Origin of the sequence: Luteimonas marina, from assembly GCF_007859325.1 — a bacterium.
GTDB classification, from domain to species: domain Bacteria; phylum Pseudomonadota; class Gammaproteobacteria; order Xanthomonadales; family Xanthomonadaceae; genus Luteimonas; species Luteimonas marina.
The window spans coordinates 296,794-319,331 of sequence record NZ_VOHK01000004.1; the positions used below are offsets into that span (position 1 = coordinate 296,794).

Genomic DNA, 22,538 nt, shown 5'->3' on the forward strand with positions numbered 1-22,538 from the left:
AGAAAACCGTACGCGCCGGCGCCGGCCCGGATGCAGCCTCTTACCAACCGAAGCCGGCACCGACACCGACCGACTTCTCGTCGCCGCTGAACGCGCCGCCGAGTGTCAGCGTGGCGCGATCGCTGATCGCGCGCTGGTAGCCCAGCGACAGCGCGCTCTGGCCGCCCTGGAAGCCGACGCCGACGCCGACCCGGTTCTGGGTGCGGATGCCCGCGGCGCTGGTGGCCATGTTGAGCATCGCCGCGCCCATCGCGCCCTGGCGGTCGATGCGACGGTCCTGGTCGGTGAAACGCTGCTCGAGCTGGGTCTGGTAGGCGGAGAAGCTGTCGCTCCAGGCGCTGAATTTCTGGTCGGTGTAGGCGTTGGCATCGGCCACCGCCTGGGTGGCGGTGGATTCGAGCTGGGCAACGTTCACCGCATCGGTGGATTGGGTGCCCGCCGCGACATTGGTGATCTGCCGCTCGTTGCCGGCGCTGCCCACCGAGACCGTGTTCGCGCGATCGGCCACCGAACCCTGGCCCAGCGCCACCGATCCCGCGGCCGTCGCGGTGGCGCCATCGCCGATCGCGGTGGCGGTGGCCTGCGTGGCCACGGCGCCCTGGCCGACGGTGACGGCGGTGGATGTCGCGGTGTCGACCACCTGGGTACCACCCGCCCTGCCGGAGCCGACCGTGTCCGTCCCCCTGTCGTGTACCAGTCCACCGTCCGTGGCATCGCCGTTGTCGATTCCGTTGCCGGTGCGCCGGCTCGCAGCAGCCGAGGCAGTGGAGTTCTCGGATGCCATGCTCGAGGCCTCGAGCGAGTTCAGGCGATTGCCGAGCACGCTGATCTGCGCGTCCACTGCACCGAACGCGTCACCGACGCTGAAGTAGGTCCTGCCCTGGATCATGTACGCCGGCGCGGACAGCGTGCCGAACGCGGTGACCCCTGCGCCGCCACCGAGGATCTGCGCAGTGCTGTCGAGTGCGTCGTACACCTGGCCACCGGTCACGGCGTCGGTGCTCCCGAGTGCGATCCTGCCGGCGGCGACATTGGTGATCTGCCGTTCGCTGCCTGCGCTGCCCACCGATACTGTGTTCGCGCGATCGGCAACAGAACCCTGGCCCAGCGCGACGCTGCCGTCGGCTTCTGCAAACGCATCCGCGCCCAGCGCGGTCGAGTGGTCGCCCAGCGACACCGCACCACTGCCGACCGCGACGCTGTTGGTCCCGGCGGCATTCGCGAAGCCGCCGACCGCAGTCGCGGCGTCCGCATTGGCCGTGCCGCCGGACCCCACTGCCACCGCGCCCGAGCCCCAGGAGACGGCGCCCGCGCCGAGGACCACGGAACCGTCCCCGATGGCGCTGGCCGACGCCCCGAGCGCAACGGCATCCACGCCGCCGGCGGAGGCATTGAAGCCGACGGCCGTGGCACGTTCGGCCAGTGCGAACGCGCCGCTGCCCAGCGCCGAGGCGCCTTCGCCCACCGCCGTCGCCGACTCGCCCGCCGCCGTCGCGTAATCGCCTTCCACGTAGGCGGCGTTGTCGCTGTCCGCGCCGCCCGAGGCTGCGAAGTAGCGCGTGTGCTCCGTCACCGCTTCGAGCTGGCCCACCGTCGCCGCATCGCTGGCGGCCACGCCATCGCCGACGTTGACGATCCGCCGCGTCGCCGGATGCCCGCCGGCGCCGGTGCCGTTGCCCACCGACACCACGTTTTCCTCGGTAGCCCGCGCGCCCGCGCCCAACGCCACGCTGCTGGCGCCGTTCGCCCACGCGCTCAGGCCCACTGCCGTGGCGTTGACGCCCGCGCCGTAGACATAGGCGTCGCGGCCGATCGCCGTGCCACCGGCCACTGTCGCCCAGGCCAGTTGGCCCACCGAGGTGGCGTTGTCTGCCGTCGCCCACGCCGAGGCACCCAGCGCGGTCGCGTTCAGCCCGGTCGCGTTCGAACTGCTGCCCAGCGCCGCACTGGCGTTGCCACTGGCCGTGGACGTGTTGCCCACCGCCGTGGCATTCAGGCCGCTGGCTGTCGATGTGATGCCCACTGCCGTCGTGCGCGTGTTGCTCGCCGCGGCGCCGTAGCCAAGCGCGGTCGAGAAATCACCCGTCGCCTCGGAAAAGCCGCCCAGGCTCGTCGCCGCCAGTCCGGAGGACGTGCTGCTGTAGCCGATCGCCGTGGCCTGCAGGCCGTCGGCCGTGGCCGCCGCGCCGCTGGCCGTGCTGAACGCGCCGTTCGCCTGCGCGCCCGCGCCGAACGCGCTCGCGCCCACCGCCGACGCCGTCGTCGTCTGGTCCAGCAGCACCTCGCCCGTCGTCGGGTCCTCGTAGTACAGGCTGCCGCCCACCGCCGTCGCACCGTCCGCCGTCGCCGTCGCGTTGTAGCCCGACGCCGTCGCGTTCAGCCCTTCGGCGTACGCGCCGCTGCCGTAGGCCGACGCGCCCTGCCCGATCGCGTTCGTCGCCTCGCCCGACGCCGTCGCATACGTGCCTTCGGCGTACGCGCCCACGTCGTCGCTCGGGTCGTCGTCGTTGCCCGTCGCCTGGAAGTAGCGCGTGCTCGCCGTCGCCTCCTCCAACTGCTCCAGGTTCACCGCGTCCGTGCCTTCCGTGCCCGCCGCCACGTTCGTGATCTGGCGCTCCGAACCCACGCTGCCCACCGAGACCGTACCCTCGCGGTCGGCCTCCGAGCCCACGCCCAGCGCCACGCTGTTGTCCGCACTGGCGTAGCTGCCGACGCCCAGCGCGGTGCTGTCCTCGCCTTCGGCCGTGGCGAAGTTGCCCAGCGCCGTGCTGTTGGTGCCCACTGCCCATGCGCCTGCGCCCACTGCCGTCGCGTAGTCGCCGGAAGCTTCGGTCGGGAAGAATCCGGACAGCGAACTGCCACCCACCGCCACGCTCTCCGCGCCGCTGGCAATCGCCGCCTGGCCCACGGCCAGGCTGTCGTCGCCGCTGGCCACGCTGTCGGCACCCACCGCCGTCGCGTTGAACCCCGAAGCCGTGCTCCAGCTGCCCAGCGAAGTGCTGTTGAAGCCCGACGCATCCGCACGTGCGCCCACCGCCGTCGCGTAATGCCCCGACGCCTCCGACAGCGCACCGAAGGCCGAGGACTCGTTGCCCGAGGCCACGCTCTCCGCGCCCGCCGCCGTCGCCAGGTCGCCCGTCGCCTCGGCGAACGCGCCCACCGCCGTCGACTCGATCCCGCTCGCCGTCGCCAGCGCGCCCGCGGCCGTGCTGCCTTCGCCGACGGCCATCGCCGCCGCGCCCGTCGCCGTCGACGCGAATCCTTCGGCAAAACTTTCGCTGCCCACGGCTACCGCGTACTCGCCCAGCGCCGTGCTGCTCGCGCCCACCGCCACCGCGCTGGCCTGGTCGGCTACCGCGTTGAAGCCCACTGCCGTGGCGTAGTCCGCCAGCGCGAACGCGCCGCTGCCCAGCGCCGAGGCGCCTTCGCCCACCGCCGTCGCCGACTCGCCCGCCGCCGTCGCGTAGTCGCCTTCCACGTAGGCGCCGTTGTCGCTGTCCGCTCCGCCCGAGGCCGCGAAGTAGCGCGTGTGCTGCGTCGCCTCCTCCAGTTGCTCCAGGTTCACCGCGTCGGTGGCTTCCGTGCCCGCCGCCACGTTCGTCACCTGGCGCTCCGCGCCCGCGCTGCCTACCGAGACCGTGTTCTCCCGGTCGGCCAGCGAGCCCGCGCCCAGCGCCACGCTGTTGGCCGCGCTCGCCGTCGCGCTCTCGCCCAGCGCCGTCGCGCTCTCCGCATTCGCCCAGCTGTTCCAGCCCAGCGCCGTGCCGTAGTCGCCCGTCGCCCACGCGCCTGCGCCCACCGCCGTCGCGCCCGTGCCCGAGGCCTGCGCCGGGATGAACCCGAAGAAGGTCGAGCCGCCCACCGCCACACTCTCGTCGCCCGTGGCCTCGCTGAACTCGCCCACCGCCACGCTGCTCACGCCCGAGGCCGTCGCCACCACGCCCACGGCCGTGGCGTAGTCGCCCGAGGCTTCCGCGCCGTAGCCCAGCGCGCTGCCGCCGTAGCCGGCCGCGTTGCTGAAGCTGCCCGTCGCCGTCGTGTAGTCGCCCGAGGCTGCGCTGCTGTAGCCGCTCGCGCTCGACTGCAGGCCGTCGGCCGTAGCCGCCGCGCCGCTGGCCGTGCTGAACGCGCCGTTCGCCTGCGCGCCCGCGCCGTACGCGCTCGCACCCACCGCCGACGCCGTCGTCGTCTGGTCCAGCAGCACCTCGCCCGTCGTCGGGTCCTCGTAGTACAGGCTCCCGCCCACCGCCGTCGCGCCGTCCGCCGTCGCTGTCGCGTTGTAGCCCGACGCCGTCGCGTTCAGCCCTTCGGCGTACGCGCCGCTGCCGTAGGCCGATGCGCCCTGCCCGATCGCGTTCGTCGCCTCGCCCGACGCCGTCGCATACGCGCCTTCGGCGTACGCGCCCACGTCGTCGCTCGGGTCGTCGTCGTTGCCCGTCGCCTGGAAGTAGCGGTTGCTCGCCGTCGCTTCCTCCAGCTGGTCCACGTTCACCGCGTCCGTGCCTTCCGTGCCCGCCGCCACGTTCGTGATCTGGCGCTCGGCGCCGACATCACCCACCGACACCGTGTAGTCACGGTCCGCATACGCGCCTTGGCCCAGCGCCACGCTGCCTTCGCCCAGCGCCACGCTGTCCGAACCCAGCGCCAGGCTGCTGTCGCCTTCGGCGCTGCTGAAGTTGCCGATCGCGGTGCTATTGAACCCGCCCGCGTAGGCCGCGCCGCCCACCGCCGTGGAGTAGTCCCCCGCCGCTTCCGTCGGCAGCAGGCCCCAGAACGCACCGCCCACCGCCACGCTGTTCTCGCCGCTGGCCAGTGCGGACTCGCCCACCGCCACCGAGTCGTAGCCGCCCGCCACCGCGCCGAAGCCCAGCGCCGTCGCGCCGTCGAGCACCGCTTCCGCGCCATAGCCGAAGGCGCTCGTGCCGAAGCCGCTCGCCACGCTGTAGCCGCCGTACGCCGACGAGGCATCGCCCGAGGCATCGCTGCGGAAGCCCGCCGCCGTCGACTGCAGACCCGAGGCGGACGCCTCGTTGCCCACCGCCGTCGCGTACGCGTTCGTCGCCTGCGAGCCCGCGCCCAGCGCCGTTGCACCCGCGCCGTCGGCGGTCGCGCCCGCGCCCGCGGCAACGGCGCCGTCGCCGCTGATGCTGGCGTCGTCGCTGCCGTCGTCGGCGCCGTCGGCCTTGAAGTAGCGGTCGGTGTGTTCGGCCAGTTCGGCGACCGCATCCACGGCGTCGGCGACCTCGCCCACCTGCCCGACCGTCGCCGCATCGCTGTCGGCGATGCCGTCGCTGACGTTGGTGATCCGGCGCGTGGCCGGCCCGACCGTGCCGGCGCCGCCGCCGTTGCCGACCGAGAACACGTTGGCTTCGGTGGTGCGCGCGCCGTAGCCCAGCGCCACGCTGCCGGTCGCGGCAGGGCCGACGTAGGCATTGAAGCCGAGCGCGATCGCGCCTTCGGCATGGGCCTGCGCCGAGTAGCCGACCGCGGTGCTGCGCAGGCCGATCGCCTGGGTCGCGCCGCCGAGCGCGGTCGCCGCGGAACCGGAAGCCAGCGCGTTGGAACCGACCGCGGTCGCGTTCGACTGCTGCGCCCGCGCGTTGTTGCCCAGCGCGGTCGCGTTCGCGTGCGTGGCCTTGGCCGCGTTGCCGACCGCGGTCGAGCCCGCGCCGCTGGCCGCCGCGTCATTGCCGCAGGCCATCGCGCCGGTCGCCGAGGCGACCGCCGTGCCGCAGGCGTCGACGACCTTCGCCGGCAGCTTTTCGTGCACGTGCGGCTTGCCGCCATGCGCCTGCGACTTGCTGGCCTGCTGCCCCTTCGAGCCGGGCTTGGTTGCATGGCCCGGGCCATGCGCGGCCGCGGCGCCCGCGAACGCGATCGCGCCGCCCACCACGACCGCCTGCAGCAACCGCGCCCCCTTCCCCTTGCCCTTCGACTTGGCCAGTTCCGACGCGACGGTGACCTGACCCTTGGACTGGTTCCAGACCTTGCAATAGATGCGGTTCATCGAATGGCCCTCTGTGAAGTTGACGTGATGCGGAAAACACCGGAAAACGACGGGCACGGACTGCCAGGGGAGTCCGGTGCGTAGTGAGCGGAAAGGGATCAGGACGGGTCGCGATCGCAGTTGGTCTGGCTTGATGGCCTTCCATGTGCGTGCCGGCAGCGCCTTCCTGAACGCCCCTCAAACTGCTGTAGGACTGTGACGATACTCACCGCGTCTGACAATTTTCGTCAAGCAGTCAGACGCCTTGCGTCACAAAATGACGCAGTAGAGGCGGTTTTATCCGAGTTTCAATCAGTTACCGCGAAGCGCTGCAGTTCGTTCGATGTTTCGCGTGAAACGAACTGACTTCACGGAAAAATGAATCCGCTTCCCGGGGCGCCGGAACCGTTGCGACGACGGTTTGGGGCGCAATCCGGGCGCTGCCGCCCTCCGGGACAGGGCGGCGGCTGCCCGCTTCCACGCCGACGGTATTGCGCCGCAGCATGGATCTCCGCAGCCATGCGAATCCGGGGAGCAGGCTCCCCACTGCATTCGGGAGGATGGGCCCGCACGCGGGTGGACTGACCACGGCCCCGCGCTGCCGGAAAGCGCGGCTCAGCCGAGCCGCGCGCGCGCGTTGCGGAACATGCGCATCCACGGCGAGGCATCCGGCCATTCGCGCGGCGCCCAGCTGAAGTTGAGGCTGCGCAGGGTGCGTTCCGGGTGCGGCATCAGGATGGTCGCGCGGCCGTCGTCGCTGGCCAGGCCGGCGATGGCGTCGATCGAGCCGTTGGGGTTGGCCGGATAGGTCGTCGCCGGCGCGCCATCGCCCTCGACGTAGCGCAGCGCGACCCGCGCCGCGCCGCGGTCGGCTTCGTCGTCGAACGCGGCGCGGCCCTCGCCGTGCGCGACCACCACCGGGATCCGCGAACCGGCCATGCCGGCGAGGAACAGCGACGGCGAGTCCAGCACTTCGAGCAGGCCCAGGCGCCCCTCGAACTGCTCGCTGCGGTTGCGCAGGAAGCGCGGCCAGTGCGCCGCACCGGGGATGATGTCCCTGAGCTGGGACAGCATCTGGCAGCCGTTGCACACGCCCAGCGAGAATGTGTCCGTGCGCGCGAAGAAGGCGGAGAACTGCGCGCGCAGCGCGTCGCGCTCGAGGATCGAGGTGGCCCAGCCGCGGCCCGCGCCGAGCACGTCGCCGTAGCTGAAGCCGCCGCAGGCGACGAGGCCGCTGAAGCCGTCGAGGGACACGCGCCCGGCAACGAGGTCGCTCATGTGCACGTCGACCGCGGCAAAGCCGGCGCGGTCGAAGCCGACCGCCATCTCGACCTGGCTGTTGACGCCCTGCTCGCGCAGGATCGCCACCTTCGGCCGTGCGCCCTTGCCGATGTACGGTGGCCGCTCCTGCGCGTCCTGCGCCTGTGGCACTTGTCCGTCCATGTCCGGTGCACCGATGTCGTCGGCCGGATCGAACACCAGCCGCGGCTGCAGCCCGGGCGCGTCGAAGCGGCGCGCGGCCTCGCGCTCCTCGTCGGCGCAGTCGGGGTTGTCGCGCAGCCGCTGCATGGCGTGCGTCACCGACCACCAGGCGTCGAACAATTCTTCCCACCGCCACTCGGCCAGCGTCTCGTCGCCGTGCAGCACGCGGATGCGCGCGCCGCCGGTCGGCCGCGCGATGCGCTGCGCGCATTCGACCAGGCCGTGGCGCGCGACGAGGTCGGCGAACTCGGCGCGATCCTCCGCGGCGATCTGCACCACCGCGCCCAGTTCCTCGGCGAACAGCGTGCGGAACACGTTCTCGGCGCGGTCCTCGCCCCAGCCGTCGAGGTCGATGTCGAGCCCGCGGTGCGAGCAGAACGCCATCTCGCACAGGGTGGCGAAGGTGCCGCCGTCGGAGCGGTCGTGGTAGGCGCGCAGCAGGCCGGCCTCGCGCGCATCGCGGACCAGCTCGAAGAAGGCGCGCAGGCGCGCCGGATCGTCAACGTCGGGGCAGGCGCCGCCGAAGGCGTCGAAGCACTGCGCCAGGATCGAACCGCCCAGCCGCTGCTTGCCGGCGCCTAGGCCGATCAGCCACAGCTCGCTGTCGATGCCGTCCTCGATCAGCGGTGTCAGCTGCTGTGTCACGTCGGGCACCGGCGCGAAGGCGGTGACGATCAGGGAGACGGGGGAGACGCTTTTGTGCGTTTCACCGGGAATCGGGAGTCGGGATTCGGGAATCGGAGGGCCGGTATCGTCGCTTTCGCGATTCCCGATTCCCGACTCCCGATTCCCGGCCTCAACCCACTGCACCTGCATCGACAGCGAGTCCTTGCCGACCGGGATGCTCAGGCCGAGTTCCGGGCACAGTTCCATGCCCACGGCGTGGACGGCGTCGAACAGCTTCGCGTCCTCGCCTTCGTGGCCGGCGGCGGCCATCCAGTTCGCCGAAAGCTTGACGCGTTCGAGCGCCTCGACCGGCGCCGCGCACAGGTTGGTGATCGCCTCGCCGACGGCCATGCGCGCGGCGGCGGCGGCGTCGATCAGCGCCAGCGGCGTGCGCTCGCCGATCGCCATCGCCTCGCCGGCCACGCCGTCGAAGCCGGCGAGCGTCAGCGCGCAATCGGCCACCGGCAGCTGCCACGGGCCGACCAGCTGGTCGCGCGCGGTCAGCCCGCCCACGGCGCGGTCGCCGATGGTGACCAGGAACTGCTTGGCCGCGACCGTGGGATGCGCGAGCACGCGCAGGCCGGCCTCGTGCAGGTCGATGACGTTGGTGTTGAGGCCGCGCCAGCGCACCGGCGCCGGGCGGGCGGTGTCGCGGTGCATCTTCGGCGGCTTGCCGAAGAGGACGTCCATCGGCAGGTCGATCGGGTGCGGTGATTGGTGATTGGTGATTGGTGATTCGAGGCCTTCGGCCAGGACGCCGTAGCCGACCGTGAGATGTTCCTCCGCCGTCGCCACGCCCACCGCCGCGAACGGGCAGCGCTCGCGCTGGCACAGCGCGGCGAACTCCGCGAGGCGGTCCTGCGGCACGCCGAGCACGTAGCGCTCCTGCGATTCGTTGCACCACAGCTGCATCGGCGACAGCGAGGGATCGTCGCTGGGCACCTTGTCGAGGTCGATCACGCCACCCACGCCCGAGTCGTGCAGCAGCTCGGGGATCGCGTTGGACAGGCCGCCGGCGCCGACGTCGTGGATCGACGCGATCGGGTTGTCCTCGCCCAGCGCGACGCAGCGGTCGATCACTTCCTGGCAGCGTCGCTCCATCTCCGGGTTCTCGCGCTGCACCGAGGCGAAGTCGAGGTCCTCGGCGCTGTCGCCCGAGGCTACCGAACTCGCCGCGCCGCCGCCCAGGCCGATCAGCATCGCCGGCCCGCCCAGCACCACCACCGCGTCGCCGGGGCGCAGCGAATGCTTGGCCACCATCGGCCGGTCCATCGCGCCGAGGCCGCCGGCGAGCATGATCGGCTTGTCGTAGGCGCGGGCCGGCTCGCCGGCGTGCTGCAGTTCGAAGCTGCGGAAATAGCCGAGCAGGTTCGGCCGCCCGAACTCATTGTTGAACGCGGCGCCGCCGAGCGGGCCGTCGAGCATGATCTCCAGCGCCGGCGCCATGCGCGGGTTCAGCGCGCGCGCGCCCTCCCACGGCTGCGGCAGCGTCGGGATGCGCAGGTGCGAGACGGAAAAACCGGTCAGGCCGGCCTTGGGCTTGCCGCCGCGACCGGTCGCGCCCTCGTCGCGGATCTCGCCACCGGCGCCGGTGCTGGCGCCCGGGAACGGCGAGATCGCGGTCGGATGGTTGTGGGTCTCGACCTTGATGCAGAACGCGCTGTCGGTCCCGGGCTCGCTGCGGTATTCCGCCGTCGCCGGGTCGGGCCGGAAGCGGCTGGCCGGATAGCCTTCCACCACCGCGGCGTTGTCGCTGTAGGCCGACAGCGTGTGCTGCGGCGTCTTCGCATGGGTGTGCTTGATCATGCGGAACAGCGATTGCGGCTGGTCTTCGCCGTCGATGGTCCACGAGGCGTTGAAGATCTTGTGCCGGCAGTGCTCGGAGTTCGCCTGCGCGAACATCATCAGCTCGACGTCGGAGGGGTCGCGGCCCAGCTCCGAGTAGCGCGCGCGCAGGTAGTCGATCTCGTCCCCGGCCAGCGCCAGGCCAAGCCGCACATTCGCGCTTTCCAGCTCCGCCAGCGCGATGCGCTCGAGCGCGCCGCGCGCCGGCACCGCGAACAGTCCCGCCGCCTCGTCGTGCGAGGACAGCAGCGACTGCGTCATCGGATCGTGCAGCCGTTTCGCCAGCGCCGCCTGCGCGGCCGCGTCCGCCGGGAAACCCGCGAGGTCGAGCCGCAGCCCACGTTCGACGCGCCGCACCGGCTGCCCGGCGCCGCGCAGGATTTCGGTGGCCTTGCTCGCCCAGGGCGAGATCGTGCCCAGCCGCGGCGAGACGAAGCGCGACACCGCGCCGGCCTCCGGCGCCTGCCGGTCCTGGCCGGCCTGCAGCACGCGCCGCAGCGTCGCGACGTCCGGGCTCGCCCCGGGTTCGGGCTCGATCCAGTAGACGTGCCACGCGCCGGCGATCCGGACGGCGGGCGAAAGCGACTGCAGGCGGAGCTCAAGCCGTTCGCGGCGGAACGGCGACAGGGCCGGAAGGCCCTCGAGGACGATCATGTCCGGAGAACACTGGGAGCGGGCCGCCTATTGTAAGGTCCTTCGCCCGGGTTCGTGGATGGGGCGGGGTTTGTCGGGTTGTCCCCACCCCAGCCCTCCCCCGCAAGCGGAGGAGGGAGTCCGGAAGCCGCTGCTTTTAGCCCCCTCCCCCGCTTGCGGGGGAGGGCTGGGGTGGGGGCAACCCGCGCGCCGCCAATCCCGTTGATCAGCCGCCGGCGCCCGCGCCCGACGACGCGTCCACCTGCTGCAGCGCCGATAGCAGCGCGTCCGGCGGCAGGTAGCCCGGCATCTGCACGCCGCCTTCGGTGATGATCATCGGCGTGCCGGTCAGGCCGACGCGCTGGCCGAGCTCGTAATGCCTCGCCACCGGGTTCTCGCAGCTGCGGGTCGGCACGCGCTTGCCGTCCTTGGCGTCGGTCAGCGCCTTGCGCCGGTCCGGCGCGCACCACACCGACACCATCTCGCGGTAGTCGGGCGTGTCCAGGCCCATGCGCGGGAACGCGAGGTATTCGATCGCGATGCCGCGCTTGTTGTACTCGGCGATGTCCTGGTGCAGCTTGCGGCAGTAGCCGCATTCGACGTCGGTGAACACGGTGACGGTGTACTTCGGATTCGCCGGCGCGAACACGATGCGCTCGCTGTCGGGCACGGCCGCCAGCAGCTTGCGCCGCACCGCGGCGACGCCGGCCTGGCTGACGTCCTTCTTCGCCTCAACGTCGAACAGGCTGCCCTGCAGCAGGTACTTGCCGTCGTCGCTGACGTAGAGCGCCTGCCCGTTCACGATCACCTCGCGGAAGCCGGCCAGCGGCGCCGCGGCGATGCTGTCGATCCGGATCTGCGGATTGATCGACTCGATCGCCTTGCGGGCGCGGTCTTCCGGCGTCCCCGGCGTCGTCTCGATCGCTTCGACGGCGGGTGCCGCGGCCGGGTCCCTGCCCTCGTCCCCGGCGTCGGGCGCCTGCGCGCAGGCGGACAGGCTGGCGGCACACAGGATGGACAACAGCAGGGTTCGCTTCGGGATCATCGGATTCGGCGCATCGACGCGATCAACGGGTAGACGGGCATTGTCGCACGCCCCATCCGGGCGCCCGCCCGCCGATGCGCGCCGGGTCCGGAACCGTTCAAGCTCGCCGCGAAGCCGCGTTCGCACTCAGATCGCGGTCACCGCCTGCTCGTGCACACCCGCCACCGCGCGGCCCGAAGGATCGGCCATCGCCGCGAAGCTCGCGTCCCAGGCGATCGCCGCGGGCGAGGAACAGGCGATCGACTTGCCGCCCGGCACGGTCTCGGCGCACGCCGGCCCGGGATAGCACTGCTCGAACAGACTGCGGTAGTAGTACGCCTCCTTGGTCTGCGGCGGGTTGACCGGGAAGCGCCGGTCGGTGGCGGCGAGTTCGCGGTCGCTGACCTGCGCCTCGGCGTGGGCCTTGAGCCCGTCGATCCAGCCGTAGCCGACGCCGTCGCTGAACTGCTCCTTCTGCCGCCACAGGATCGATTCGGGCAGGTAGCCCTCGAAGGCCTCGCGCAGCACGCCCTTCTCCATCCGCTGCGCGTCGCTCCGGGTCTTGTCGACCATCTTGTATCGCGCGTCCATGCGCATCGCCACGTCGAGGAACTCGCGGTCGAGGAACGGCACGCGCGGCTCCACGCCCCAGGCCATCATCGACTTGTTGGCACGCAGGCAGTCGTAGTTGTTGAGCGCGTCGAGCTTGCGCACCAGTTCCTCGTGGAACTCGCGCGCGTTCGGCGCCTTGTGGAAGTAGAGGTAGCCGCCGAAGATCTCGTCGCTGCCCTCGCCCGAGAGCACCATCTTCACGCCCATCGCCTTGATCCGGCGCGCCAGCAGGTACATCGGCGTGGAGGCGCGGATGGTGGTGACGTCGTAGGTCTCGACGTGGCGGATCACCTCCGGCAGTGCGTCCAGGCCTTCCTGGAAGGTGTAGGTGAAGCCGTGGTGCACGGTGCCGAGGTCCTTCGCCGCGACTTCGGCGGCGGCGAGGTCGGGCGAGCCCTCCAGCCCGATCGCGAACGAATGCAGGCGCGGCCACCAGGCCTCCGACCTGTCGTTGTCCTCGATGCGATGGCGCGCGTAGCGCGCGGCGACCGCGGCGACCAGCGACGAGTCCAGCCCGCCCGACAGCAGCACGCCATAGGGCACGTCGGTCATGAGCTGGCGATGTACGGCGCGCTCGAAGGCCTCGCGCAACTCGTCCTTCGAGACCTGCACGCCTTCGACGGCCGCGTAATCGCGCCACGGGCGTTCGTAATACTTCGTCAACGTGCGCGTCGCGCTGTCGTACCAGTGGCCGGGCGGGAACTGCGCCACGTCCGCACAGATCGGCGCCAGCGCCTTCATCTCCGAGGCCACGCACAGGCGACCCTCGCGGTCGTGACCCCAGTACAGCGGCACCACGCCGATCGGATCGCGCGCGATCAGGGCGCGGCCCCTGGCCTTGTCCCACAGCGCGAAGGCGAAGATGCCGTTGAGGCGGTTGAGGAAGGAGGCCGGTTCGTCCTCGCGGTAGAGCGCATTGATCACCTCGCAGTCCGAGCCGGTCTGGAAGGCGTAGTCCTGCGTCAGTTCGGCCTTGAGCTCGCGGTGGTTGTAGATCTCGCCGTTGACCGCCAGCGCGAGCTCGCCGTCGGCCGAGCGCAGCGGCTGCGAGCCGCCCGCCGGGTCGACGATGGCCAGGCGCTCGTGGACGAGGATGGCGCCGTCGTCATGGTAGACGCCGCTCCAGTCCGGGCCGCGGTGGCGCTGCTTCTGCGACAGCTCCAGCGACTGTCGCCGCAGGGCCTGGACGTCGTCGCCGGGCTGCAGCCCGAAGATGCCGAAGATGGAACACATGCGGGGAAACTCCAATTGCGGGGAAGATTGCGGAAAAGGGAACGATCGACTGCACACACGAAAAAGCCCGCACCTTGCGATGCGGGCTCCTGTGCGACCGGCGTTTTTCCCTGGGGATCTACGCCTGGCGACAGCCCGCTTCGCGCGCACGATTATTCACCGCATTGGAATTGCGGTTCGAACCGTTCGCGTTGAGGGACTGCGCTGCCATGCGGCGAACGTAACCGCCGGCGCCGCCGTTTGCAACGGTTGCAAACACAACCGTCACCGCCGAGCCCGAATACTTGCGGCAGGATCGGCCGCAGGCCGGCGGACAGCAAGGGGATCCAACCGTGAACGACACCGTGCAGCGTCTCTCCCGCACCTCCCAGGTCATCGCCATGCTCGCGCGCTACCGCAAGGCCGGCATCCTGACCGGGTTCGACCTGGGCGACGCGCAGGAGGAGGACGCCGCCGACGGGGACACCGACGCGCTCGCCGAACGCTTCGTCGCCGACCTCGAGGCCATGGGTCCGGCCTTCGTCAAGCTGGGCCAGGCGCTGTCGACCCGTCCCGACCTGGTCCCGGCGAGCTGGATCGCCGCGCTCGAACGCACCCAGGACGACGCCACCCCGGCGCCGGTGGGCGACATCGAGGCCCTGCTGGAACACGAGCTGGGCGTACGCGCGGGCAAGGTGTTCGCGCAGATCGATCCCGAGCCGATGGCCGCCGCCTCGCTGGCGCAGGTGCATCGCGCGGTGCTGCACGACGGTCGCGTGGTCGCGCTGAAGATCCAGCGACCCGACGTCGCCGGTTCGGTGCGCACCGACCTGGACGTGCTGGCCAGCCTCGCCGGCACCGCCGACGCGCTCACCGACGCCGGCCGCCGCCTGCGCCTGGCCGACTGGATCGCCGAGTTCCGCAAGACCATGCTCGACGAGCTCGACTACCGCACCGAGGGCGAGAACCTCGACCGCTTCGGCCGCCACCTGGCCGGCTACCCGCTGCTGCGCGTACCGCGCCCGGTCTGGGACTACGTGACGCCGCGGCTGCTGGTGATGGAGTGGATCCACGGCATCAACGTCACCCGCATCTCCGGCCTGCGCCGCACCGAGCTCGACACCGCGCCGGCCACCTCGCAGCTGCTGTGCGCCTATCTCGACCAGGTGTTCGTGCACGGCGACATCCACGCCGATCCGCATCCGGGCAACGTGCTGCTGTGCGACGACGGGCGGATCGCGCTGATCGACCTGGGCATGGTCGCCAGCCTCCCGCCGCGGCAGCGCGAGCGTCTGCTCAAGCTGGTGTTCGCCGCGGTCGACGGGCGCGGCGAGGACGTCGCGCGCGAGCTGGTCGCGCTCGGCACGCGGTTGGAGGACTTCGACGAGAGCGCCTACGTCCGCGAGATCTCGCAGGTGGTGGCGCGCTACGCCAGCGCGACCCGGCGCCAGTCGGAAGGCCGCATGGTGCTGGACCTGGTGCGCCGCGCCACCGAATGCGGGCTGCGCTCGCCGCCGGAGATCAGCCTGCTGGGCAAGACCCTGCTCAACCTCGAGCGCGTGGTCGACGCGCTCTCGCCCGACATGGACGTCAAGGCCGAGATCGAGGCGCACCTGCAGTCGCTGCTGCGCGACCGGCTGCGCAAGTCGCTGTCGCCGGCCAACCTCGCCGCCGAGGCGATGGAACTGCAGGAGCTGGTGCGCGAGGCGCCGCGCAAGCTCTCGGACACGCTCTCGCTGCTGGCGGCGAACCGGCTGCAGGTGCGCCTGGCCGGGCTGGACGACTCCCGGCTGATGGAGAACATCCAGAAGGTCGCCAACCGCATCGCCTCGGCGGTGGTGATCGCGGCCCTGCTGCTGTCCTCGACCCAGCTGATGCGGATGGAGGCCGGCCCGAGACTCCTGGGCTATCCGGCGCTGGCGGTGGTGATGTTCGTGATCGCCGCGGTGCTCGGCGTGACCCTGGTGGTCAGCGCGATGCGGCACGACCGCCGTGCGCGGCCGGTGGAGCGCAGCGGGGCGGATTAGGACGGGCCTACTTCCACCGCCTGCGCCTCCTGCCAGACGAACGCGCCTCCTGTCCGTCATTCCAGCGCAAGCTGGAATCCATTTTGCCGTTGATCCCGCCCGACGGAATCCACCGCGAAGAGACAGGATGGATCCCGGCTTGCGCCGGGATGACGGGATTGGGGCAGACGCGGTCGCGCCTGAAGGCGCTCCTACGACAGCAGGCGCTCGATCAGGGCCAGATACAGGTCGGGCAGCGCCTCGAGGTCGGCCACGCGCACGTGCTCGTCGACCTGGTGGATGCTGGCGTTGACCGGGCCGACCTCGATGCACTGCGCGCCCAGCGGCGCGATGAAGCGCGCGTCCGAGGTGCCGCCGCCGGTGCTTTCCTCGGGCGCGACGCCGGTGAAGCCGGCCAGCACCTCGCGCGCGGCCGCGCGCAGCGGGCCCTCGGGACAGTGGAAGGGTTCGCCGCTGCGGTGCCAGCGCAGGGTGTGGTCCAGCCCGTGCCGGCCGAGCAGCGCGGCGATCTCCGCTTCCAGCTTCGCGGCATCCCAGTGCGGGTTGTAGCGCAGGTTGAACAGCACGTGCAGCTCGCCGGGAATGACGTTGTTGGCGCCGGTGCCGGCGTGGATGTTGGAGACCTGCAGGCTGGTCGGCGGGAAGCTTTCGTAGCCCTCGTCCCAGGCGCGCGCGACCAGTTCGGCCAGCGCCGGCGCGGCGAGGTGGATCGGGTTGCGCGCCTTGTGCGGATAGGCGACGTGGCCCTGCACCCCGCGCACGGTGAGGGTGGCCGAGAGGCTGCCCCGGCGCCCGACGCGCAGCAGGTCGCCGAGGCGCTCGGTCGAGGACGGTTCGCCGGTGATGCACCAGTCGATGCGCGTGCCGCGTTCGCGGAACGTGGCGGCGACGCGGCGCACGCCGTCGATGGCGTCGCCCTCTTCGTCCGAGGTCAGCAGCAGCGCGATCGTGCCCGGATGGTCGGGATGCGCGGCCACGAACCGCTCCAGCGCGACCACGAATGCGGCGACGCTGCCCTTCATGTCGGCGGCGCCGCGGCCATGGAGCACGCCGTCGCGCACGGTCGGCGTGAACGGATCGCTGGTCCAGGCGTCCATCGGACCCGGCGGCACCACGTCGGTATGGCCCAGCAGCGCCAGCACCGGCCCGCCGCTGCCGTGCGTGGCCCAGAGGTTGTCGACCTCGCCATGGCGCAGCGATTCGATCTTGAATCCCGCACGCTCGAGCCGCGCCGCGACCAGGGACTGGCAGCCGGCGTCGTCCGGCGTCACCGAGGGGCGCGAGATCAGTTCGCAGGCCAGGTCGAGGACATCACTCACGGTTGCCGCTCCAGATCCGGTCAGGGGCGTTGCGGGAGCGCCCTTCGACGGTCGAAGGGCGGTCGATGCGTCTTGTCCCGCGCACTGGAAAAGAAGATCCCTCACTGCGTTCGGGATGACAATGCATCACGAGGCACGGTGGACGGGACGGTGGCTGCGGAACTGTCATCCCGAACACAGTGAGGGATCTGCCTTCCGGCAATCGCCATGCATGGAGATCCCTCGCCGCGCCCGGGATGACCGCCTTGAGGGCCACTCAGATTCCGAACCGCTTCTTGAAGCCGTTGTCGCTGAACCCCTGCGTCACCACGCCATCGTCGGTCACCACCACCGGCCGCCGGATCAGCTGCGGATGCTCGCGCAGCAGCAGCTTCCATTCCGGCTCGGAGCCCGGCGCCTTGCGGTTGGGCGGCAGGTTGCGCCAGGTGGTCGAGGACTTGTTGACCAGCGCGTCCCAGCCGCCGGCCTGCTGCGCCCATCCGGCCAGCGTGTCCGGCGACTGCGGCTCGTCGCGGTAGTCGACGAATGCGTGGGCGACGCCGAAACGGTCGAGCCACTTGCGCGCCTTACTGCAGGTGTCGCAGTTCTTCAGGCCGTACAGCGTCGTCATCGTCTTTCCCGCCTCCATCGATGTTCGTGGCCCCTCGTGGGAGAGGGCGTTGCCGTCAGTCCGCCAGCCCGCGCAGCAGGTCGTTGACGCTGGTCTTGCCGCGCGTCTTCTCGTCGACCTGCTTGACGATCACCGCGCAGTACAGCGCGTGCGAACCGTCGGCGGCCGGCAGCGAGCCCGACACCACCACGCTGCCCGGCGGCACGTAGCCGTAGCTGACTTCCTTCGTCGCGCGGTTGTAGATGCGGGTGGACTGGCCGATGAACACGCCCATGCCGATCACGCTGTGGTGGCCGACGACCACGCCCTCGACCACCTCCGAGCGCGCGCCGATGAAGCAGTGGTCCTCGATGATCGTCGGGCCGGCCTGCAGCGGCTCCAGCACGCCGCCGATGCCGGCGCCGCCGGACAGGTGCACGTGCTTTCCGATCTGCGCGCAGGAGCCGACCGTCGCCCAGGTATCGACCATCGTGCCCTCGCCCACGTGCGCGCCGATGTTGACGAAGCTCGGCATCAGCACCACGTCGCGGCCGAAGTAGGTGCCGCGGCGCGCGACCGCGCCCGGGACCACACGCACGCCGGCGGCCTTGAACTGCTCCGCGTCGAAGCCGGCGAAGCGGGCCTCGACCTTGTCCCAGAACGGCGCCGGCTGCGCCTCGACCACGGCCATGTCGTTGACGCGGAAGTACAGCAGCACCGCCTTCTTCAGCCACTGGTTGACCTGCCAGCCGCCATCGGCCGCGGGTTCGGCCACGCGCAGCTCGCCGCTTTCGAGGCCGAGCATGGCGCGCTCGACCGCGGGCTTCACCGAATCGCCGATCTCCTCGGCGCCCAGCGCCGCGCGACGCTCCCAGGCGTCCTCGATGATGCGCTGCGTGTCCGCTGCCTGTGCCGCTGGGGTCATGCCGTGGTTTCTCCGTCGATGCCGAGGTGGAGCGCGTCGCGCAGGGCGTCGCACTGGATGTCGTCGAGCGCCCGGTCCTGGCGGTCGCTGACCAGGAACACGTCCTCCGCGCGCGCGCCGAAGGTCGCCACCCGCGCGTCGTGCACGCGGACGTGCTGCTGGCGCAGGACCTGGGCGATGTCGGCGAGCAGGCCGGGGCGGTCGGTGCAGACCAGGCTCATCACCGTGCGCCGGCCGTCGGCGGTAGTGTCGAAGTCGACCTGCGGCACGACCCGGAAGTGGCGCAGGTGGCGCGGCTGCGCGCGGCGCGCGGGGCGCACGTCGAGCGATCCGCCCAGCACCGTCGCCAGCTTGCGTTCGATCGCGGCGATGTCGGGCGCCTGGCGCAGGTCAGCCGAGAGCACCTGGAAGGTGTCGAAGATGGTGTGGCCCGGGCCATCCAGCGCGCGCGCCTGCTGGATCGCGAGCCCGAGCCGGTCGAGGCTGATGACGATCGCCGCGAACAGGCCGTCGCGGTCGGGCGCATGCACGAAGACCTCCATGGCATCGCCGGCGCCGGCCACGCGGCGCACGCGCACCACGGTGGCGCCGGGCGCCGCGCCGCGCAGCGCCAGCGCCTGCCACACCAGCTGGTCGGGGCGCGCGCGCAGGAAGTTGGCCTCGGGCATGCGCGCGAACAGCGCGTCGATGCCGTCCACGCCCTCGGCGACCAGCAGGCCGGTGGCCTTGTCGCGGGTCTCGGCGATGCGGTCGGCGGCGCCGATGCGGTGCTCCAGCCCGCGCCGCAGCGCGTAGCGCGTGGCCGTGCGCAGGTCGGCCAGCAGCCGGTCCTTCCACGCGTTCCACAGCCGCGGCGAGGTGCCGGCGATGTCGGCGCAGGTCAGCAGGTAGAGATAGTCGAGGCGCTCGCGGTCGGCCACCTCGACGGCGAAACGATGGATCACCGCCGGGTCGGAAATGTCCTGCTTCTGCGCCGTGACCGACATCAGCAGGTGCTTGAGCACCAGCCATTCGACCAGCGCGGTGTCGCGCTCGGCGAAGCCCATCGCCTCGCAGAACGCGCGCGCATCGACCGCGCCGAGTTCGGAATGGTCGCCGCCGCGGCCCTTGGCGATGTCGTGGAACAGGCCGGCGACCAGCAGCAGTTCGGGCTTGCGCAGGAGCGGCCAGACCTCGTGCGCCATCGAGAAGCGCTCGTCGGGAATGCCGGTCGAGAACGAGGCCAGGTTGCGCAGCACCGCCAGCGTGTGCTGGTCGACGGTGTAGACGTGGAACAGGTCGAACTGCATGCGCCCCGAAACCATGGCGAACGCCGGGATCCAGCGCCCGAGCACGCCCAGCCGCGCCATGCGCTCGAGCGTGCGCACCGGGCCGGGCCCGCGCAGCAGGTCGACGAAGGCCTCGCGCAGTTCCGGCGAGGCGGCGTCGTAGGCCGGCAGCGCGTGCAGCGATTCGGCCAGCGCACGCGCGGTCTTCGAATGCAGGCCCTTGGCCTCGGGATGGTCGGCCCACAGCGCGAACAGCGCCAGCACGCGCGCCATGTCGCCGCCGGGCCAGAATTCGTCGCGGGCGACGAGGTAGCCGCGCTTCATCGCGAACTCGGCGTCGAGCGGCGTCGCCTCGACGTCGCCCTCGATCTGCTCCTCGAAGCGCTGCAGCAGGCGCTCGCCGATGCGCAGCACGATCGCGGCGCTGCGGTAGAAGCCCTGCATCATCCGCTCGACGGCGGCGTTGTCGGCGTCGGGGATGCGCTGCAGGCGCGCGGCCAGCGCCTTCTGGTAGTCGAAGCGCAGGCGCTCCTCGCGCTTGCCGGCGACCAGGTGCAGGCCGTAGCGCAGGCGCGAGAGCACGCGCCATTCGCGCTCGAGCGCGGCGTACTCGTCGACGCCGAGGTGGCCGAGCGGGATCAGCGATTCGATGTCGCGGGTGCCGAACACGCGCCGCGCCATCCAGCGCAGGGTGTGGATGTCGCGCAGGCCGCCGGGGCCTTCCTTGATGTTGGGCTCGAGGTTGTCGGCGGTGTCGCCGAAGCGCGCGTGGCGCTGGCGCAGTTCCTCGCGCTTGGCGTTGAAGAACGCGCGCGCCGGCCAGACCCTGTCGACCGCCACCGCCTCGGCCAGCTCCGCCGCCATCTCGGGCGTGGCGACCAGCGGCCGCGCCTCGATCAGCGAGGTCATCACGGTGAGGTCGTCCGCCGCCGCCTGCGTGCACTCGTCGAGCGTGCGCACCGCGTGGCCGACCGGCAGCCCGGCGTCCCACAGCAGCGCGAACAGGCGCGAGAGCGCGGCGGTGTCGGCTTCGCGCGCGGCCTCGCCGACCACCACCAGCAGGTCGACGTCCGAGCGCGGGAACAGCTCGCCGCGGCCGTAGCCGCCGATCGCGAACAGGGTCAGGTCGGCGTCGGCCGGGATCGAGCGCGACCAGGCCTGGCGCACCAGCGCGTCGACCGCGATCACGCGCGCCATCAGCAGGCGCTCGATGTCGCCGTCGGCGTCGAAGCGCTGGGCGAAGCTCGCGTCCTGGCCGCGCAGGGTCTCGGCGGCGGTGGCCGCCCAGGCGGCGTCCTCGCCGGCGCCGTCGGGGAGTGCGTCGTCGCCGACGGCCGCCATCGTCAGAGGTCGTTGTCGTCGCCGGGCAACCGGGTCAGGATCTCGACCCCGTCGTCCGTCACCACGACGGTGTGCTCCCACTGCGCCGACAGCTTGCGGTCCTTGGTGACCACGGTCCAGCCGTCCGGCAGCAGCCGGGTATGGCGCGAGCCCTCGTTGATCATCGGTTCGATCGTGAAGGTCATGCCGGGCTTGAACACCAGCCCCTCGCCGGGCCGCCCGTAGTGCAGCACCTGCGGATCCTCGTGGTAGACCTTGCCGATGCCGTGGCCGCAGTACTCGCGCACCACGCTGAAGCGCTCGCCTTCGGCGTACTGCTGGATCGCGTGGCCGACGTCGCCCAGGGTCGCCCCCGGCCGCACCGTGCGGATGCCGCGGAACAGCGCCTCGCGGGTGACCTCGACCAGCCGTTTCGCCATCACCGACGGCGTGCCGACGTAGTACATGCGACTGGTGTCGCCGTGCCAGCCGTCCTTGATGACGGTGACGTCGATGTTGATGATGTCCCCGTCCTTCAACACCTTCGCCTCGTTCGGGATGCCGTGGCAGATGACGTTGTTGGCCGAGATACAGGTGGTCTTGGGATAGCCCTTGTAGCCGAGGTTGGCCGGGGTCGCCTTCTGCACGTTGACGATGTGTTCGTGGCAGATGCGGTCGAGCGCCTCGGTGCTGACGCCGGGCTTCACGTGCTCGGCCACGACCTGCAGCACTTCGGCCGCCAGGCGGCCGGCCACGCGCATCTTCCCGATCTCGTCGAGGGTTTTCAGGGAAATGGACATAAGCGGCCATTATCCCCGATTCGCGCGGCTTCCTGAACGCGGGGACCGGGCATGCACCCTGCCGCGAAGGTCTTGCGCTTAACAAAATGACGGCACGCGTCACATTCCTGACAAACATACGACAGCGTTGTCACTCTTTGTGCGCGCCAGATCGCCGTACGACGGAATTCACGTTTCCAGTCGTCCTATGCGCCCCGGACTTCGCCCGGAACCCGCTTGGACAAGCCATTTTCCGAGTTGGCACGGGAATTGCTTATTTGTCCCGGTCCGGCACTTGCGCCGGTCCCGCAACCCAGAGGCGCGCCAGCGCCGGAGACCACCGGAATGAACACCATCAAATCCACCCTTCTCGCGATCGCGGTGGCCGCCGGCACGATCGGCAGCGCCCACGCCGACACCCGCACCGACACCTTCGAGGTCCGGATCCGCATCGTCGAGTCCTGCACCATCTCGGCCACCGACATCGACTTCGACGAAGTCACCCGCGGCACGGCCGCCACCGCGTCCGGCACCCTGACCGTCAACTGCTCGGCGGGTACGCCCTACGACATCACCCTGAACGGTGGCGCGAATCCCGACGGTTCGACGATCACCACGACCAGCCGGCGCATGGCGAACGGCAGCGTGTACGTGCCGTACGGCCTGTACAGCGACGGCGCACGCACCAGCGTCTGGGGCAACGACGCGGCTTCGGACGTGAGCGGCACCGGTACCGGCGGCGACGTGGACCATCCCGTCTACGCCGCGGTCACCGCCGCCGCGACCAACGTCGCACGCAACGACTACGTCGACACCGTCACCGCGACGATCACCTACTGATCGTGGCGCGG

11 protein-coding genes are annotated in these 22,538 nt (G+C 71.2%); 2 read left to right on the plus strand and 9 right to left on the minus strand.

Annotated features, from left to right (window positions below; genetic code table 11):
• Positions 1 to 40: 40 nt before the first annotated feature.
• From FQY83_RS10655 to asnB, 4 genes are all read right to left on the minus strand, one after another.
• Entirely contained in the window at positions 41 to 6,007 is a 5,967-nt protein-coding gene (locus FQY83_RS10655; protein WP_146387805.1) for an ESPR-type extended signal peptide-containing protein, read from the minus strand.
• A gap of 594 nt (positions 6,008 to 6,601) precedes the next feature.
• The gene (purL, locus tag FQY83_RS10660) at positions 6,602 to 10,633 is read right to left on the minus strand and encodes a phosphoribosylformylglycinamidine synthase (RefSeq protein WP_146387807.1); all 4,032 of its coding nucleotides are present in this window, start codon (positions 10,631 to 10,633) and stop codon (positions 6,602 to 6,604) included.
• Positions 10,634 to 10,838: 205 nt separating this feature from the next.
• Positions 10,839 to 11,657 carry a thioredoxin fold domain-containing protein gene (locus FQY83_RS10665; protein ID WP_146387809.1) on the minus strand — a complete coding sequence of 273 codons (819 nt, stop codon included), beginning with the start codon at positions 11,655 to 11,657 and terminating at the stop codon, positions 10,839 to 10,841.
• A 126-nt stretch (positions 11,658 to 11,783) separates the two neighbouring features.
• Positions 11,784 to 13,481: an asparagine synthase B gene (gene asnB / locus FQY83_RS10670; protein ID WP_146387811.1), complete on the minus strand. Its 1,698-nt coding sequence runs from the start codon at positions 13,479 to 13,481 to the stop codon at positions 11,784 to 11,786.
• Positions 13,482 to 13,861: 380 nt separating this feature from the next.
• Between asnB and FQY83_RS10675 the strand changes: the two genes are divergently transcribed.
• Positions 13,862 to 15,487 carry an ABC1 kinase family protein gene (locus FQY83_RS10675; protein ID WP_146388132.1) on the plus strand — a complete coding sequence of 542 codons (1,626 nt, stop codon included), beginning with the start codon at positions 13,862 to 13,864 and terminating at the stop codon, positions 15,485 to 15,487.
• Positions 15,488 to 15,678: 191 nt separating this feature from the next.
• Here the strand turns inward: FQY83_RS10675 and dapE are convergent, their stop codons facing one another.
• From dapE to map, 5 genes are all read right to left on the minus strand, one after another.
• On the minus strand, positions 15,679 to 16,806 hold the full coding sequence (dapE, locus tag FQY83_RS10680) for a succinyl-diaminopimelate desuccinylase (protein ID WP_146387814.1): 1,128 nt from the start codon (positions 16,804 to 16,806) through the stop codon (positions 15,679 to 15,681).
• Positions 16,807 to 17,062: 256 nt separating this feature from the next.
• A complete protein-coding gene (locus FQY83_RS10685; protein WP_146387816.1) occupies positions 17,063 to 17,416 on the minus strand; it encodes a Spx/MgsR family RNA polymerase-binding regulatory protein in 354 nt (117 codons plus the stop codon).
• Between the two features lie 55 nt (positions 17,417 to 17,471).
• Positions 17,472 to 18,320, minus strand: a complete 849-nt coding sequence (gene dapD / locus FQY83_RS10690; protein WP_146387818.1) for a 2,3,4,5-tetrahydropyridine-2,6-dicarboxylate N-succinyltransferase — start codon at positions 18,318 to 18,320, stop codon at positions 17,472 to 17,474.
• On the minus strand, positions 18,317 to 20,929 hold the full coding sequence (glnD, locus tag FQY83_RS10695) for a [protein-PII] uridylyltransferase (RefSeq protein WP_146387821.1): 2,613 nt from the start codon (positions 20,927 to 20,929) through the stop codon (positions 18,317 to 18,319). Before glnD ends, dapD begins: the two co-directional genes overlap by 4 nt.
• A 2-nt stretch (positions 20,930 to 20,931) precedes the next feature.
• Complete coding sequence (gene map / locus FQY83_RS10700) at positions 20,932 to 21,708, minus strand: type I methionyl aminopeptidase (protein WP_146387823.1); 777 nt, start codon at positions 21,706 to 21,708, stop codon at positions 20,932 to 20,934.
• A gap of 324 nt (positions 21,709 to 22,032) precedes the next feature.
• On the opposite strand from map, the gene FQY83_RS10705 reads away from it, so the two are divergent.
• The gene (locus tag FQY83_RS10705; RefSeq protein WP_146387825.1) at positions 22,033 to 22,527 is read left to right on the plus strand and encodes a Csu type fimbrial protein; all 495 of its coding nucleotides are present in this window, start codon (positions 22,033 to 22,035) and stop codon (positions 22,525 to 22,527) included.
• The last annotated feature ends 11 nt before the right edge of the window (positions 22,528 to 22,538 follow it).